This window comes from Streptococcus mitis SK597 (assembly GCF_000148545.1).
GTDB classification, from domain to species: Bacteria; Bacillota; Bacilli; order Lactobacillales; family Streptococcaceae; genus Streptococcus; species Streptococcus mitis_C.
The window spans coordinates 1-2,952 of sequence record NZ_AEDV01000100.1 but is presented as its reverse complement, the minus strand read 5'-3'; the positions used below and the strand labels follow the sequence as shown (position 1 = coordinate 2,952).

At 35.5% G+C, this 2,952-nt stretch carries 2 protein-coding genes; both read left to right on the top strand.

The annotated features are described in order from the left end of the window. Positions 1-277: 277 nt before the first annotated feature. Positions 278-2,299, top strand: coding sequence for a bacteriocin-associated integral membrane family protein (locus SMSK597_RS12455; protein ID WP_000732414.1), 2,022 nt, complete (start codon positions 278-280; stop codon positions 2,297-2,299). Between the two features lies 1 nt (position 2,300). Continuing rightward, positions 2,301-2,942: an ABC transporter ATP-binding protein gene (locus SMSK597_RS12450; protein ID WP_000571285.1), complete on the top strand. Its 642-nt coding sequence runs from the start codon at positions 2,301-2,303 to the stop codon at positions 2,940-2,942. Positions 2,943-2,952 lie beyond the last annotated feature (10 nt).

Genomic DNA, 2,952 nt, shown 5'->3' with positions numbered 1-2,952 from the left:
ATGAATGGGAAAAACTTGAATAAAATCCGTTAATGACATCTATTTTTAGGGAACTGTAAAATTCTATTACTAATAATATTTTGGTAAAATATGTTGACAGATTATATAGAAAGTGATATATTTACGGTATAAGAAATCGATTTCAAAATAAGAAAGGATTAAATTTGTTGTCTTGGTGCTTAGGGTGTAATGGATTAAACTAGGAAAATAATTCTAAGAATTTATAAAAGATAAAATCTTTTTCTATAGGGTTATTCTCTTATACAAGGAGTCTACTATGAAGAAACTATTCATATTATTATCAACTTTTTTTCTCAGCTTCTTCCTTGCTTGGATTATTGTCTTACGTGCGCCACAATATTTATATGCAAGCTATGATTCCGTCTCCTTACTTCGTGTCAAAAAAGATACTCAAGAGCCGACGCGTGAGGTATTTGAACAGGAATTGGAGAATTTTGCAAACTCAGAACAGAGTTTAATAGCTAGAAGAATTGTAGAGCCGAGTAAGGATGGGACAACTCACTTTACTTATGCAACTTATGGTCAGGGAACTTTACCAAAAGAATTCCAAGAAGCTAGTCAAGAAAGTCGTGAACGTAGTGATCCACTAAATAGTTATCTCCTTTTGTCAGGCTCTTTGACGAAAGAAAAGCTTGCCGATAAATTAGGGGATTTGGGGTATAAAGCAATTGCTGACCGAAAGACACCGCCCTATACTCTTGCTTTTCGAATGTTACTAATTCCCCTTATTTTAATTAGTTTAGCAATATTTGCCTTATCTTTCTTTGCTTTAGTGATTATCACTCGGATTAAGGAAATGAGAGCAGCAGGTATAAAACTCTTTTCTGGTCAGACTCTCTTATCCATCATGGGGCATTCTTTATCGACTGATATCAAATGGCTCCTTCTATCAGCCCTCCTTTCCTTCCTAGGTGGGGGAGTCCTTCTTTTTAGTCAAGGTTTGTTTTATCCTATCTTGTTAGCCACCTATGGTTTTGGGATTAGTTTCTATCTTTTGTTTTTATTGGGGATTTCAATTTTACTAATGCTCCTTTATCTAATGAGTTTGAGTTATAAAGCATTAGTTCCCGTTATTAAGGGAAGATTACCCCTTAAACGCCTGATGGCTTTAACCCTATTGTGTCAGTTAGTAGCTGTTTTTACAGTAGGCTACGCTGTTAAGACAGGTTTGACGTCTTACCAACGATTGAAAGAACTTGAAATTTCAAAACAAGCATGGCAGGACAGAGCAGACTATTACCAGATTTTCTTTGGCTTAGGTGATAGAGTAAAAGATACAGAAAATCAGAATAAGTGGTATGCCTTTGCCAAGGAAGCAATCGAAGAAGAACAGGCTCTATTTGTAAAAGATAATCTCATTCATTTTGCAAATCCTCAAGGAAAAAATAAAAACGGAGAGACACTGGATACCTATAGTCCAGATGCTAATGTTCTCTATGTCAGTCCAAGTTATTTGGACAAGGAAAATGTATCTGTAAATGGTGAGACTAGACAAAAACTAGCCCATCTTCAAAAAGGGGAATTTGGACTCTTATTACCAGAACATTTGCGCTCTAGAGAAGCAGAACTTAAGAAAGTTTTTGAAGAAAGATTGAGTTTTTATGGAAAATCTGGTGAGGAGGCAAGTGCTCCTTTAGAGTATGAAATGAGAGCGATTGTTAGCTATCTTCCAACTGGAGAAAAGCGATTTATTTATAATAACGGTGAAAGCCCAGTATCCATTCAGTACTTAACTGATCCGATTTTAGTTGTATTCACGCCGACTTCTACAGGTGATAGTTTTATATCCTTATCTAGTTGGTCTATCAATGCTGGAAAACAACTCTTTATCAAAGGATATGAGAGTGGGGTAGAACTCTTAAAGAAAGCTGGAATTTATGAGCAAGTATCCTATCTTAAAGAAGGAAGAAGTGTTTATCTAACTCGTTATAATGAAGTTCAAACTGAAACAGCAACTTTAATCTTAGGAGCTATTGTGGGGATAGCTAGTTCCTTGTTACTCTTTTATTCTGTCAATCTTCTATATTTCGAGCAATTCCGCCGAGATATCTTGATTAAACGAATTTCAGGTTTACGATTTTTTGAAACACATGCTCAGTATATGGTTAGCCAATTTGCCAGTTTTGTATTTGGTGCTAGTTTCTTTATTTTAAGCAGTCGAGACTTGGTGATTGGCTTGCTCACTTTATTAGTCTTTCTAGCTAGTGCAGTTTTGACGCTTTACCGTCAAGCTCATAAAGAATCTAGTGTTTCTATGACAATTATGAAAGGAAAATAGGATGATTGAACTAAAGAATATATCTAAAAAATTTGGAAGCCGTCAGCTATTTTCAGATACGAATCTTCATTTTGAAGGTGGGAAAATTTATGCCTTAATCGGTACAAGTGGCTGTGGTAAGACAACACTCTTGAATATGATTGGACGATTAGAGCCATATGACAAAGGACAAATCATCTATGATGGTACTTCTCTTAAGGACATCAAGCCTTCTGTTTTCTTTAGAGATTATTTGGGATATCTATTTCAAGATTTTGGCTTAATTGAAAGTCAAACTGTCAAAGAGAATCTTAATCTGGGTTTAGTTGGTAAAAAGTTGAAAGAAAAAGAGAAAATCTCTTTGATGAAACAAGCTCTAAACCGTGTTAACCTCTCTTATTTAGATTTAAAGCAACCTATCTTTGAATTATCAGGAGGAGAAGCACAACGTGTTGCACTAGCGAAGATAATTTTAAAGGATCCACCTTTGATTCTCGCAGATGAACCAACCGCTTCACTAGACCCCAAAAATTCTAAGGAATTACTTTCTATCCTAGAATCTCTAAAAAATCCGAATCGAACTATTATTATTGCGACCCACAATCCTCTGATTTGGGAGCAAGTGGACCAAGTTATTCGAGTTACCGATTTATCACATAGATGATATGGCAAGA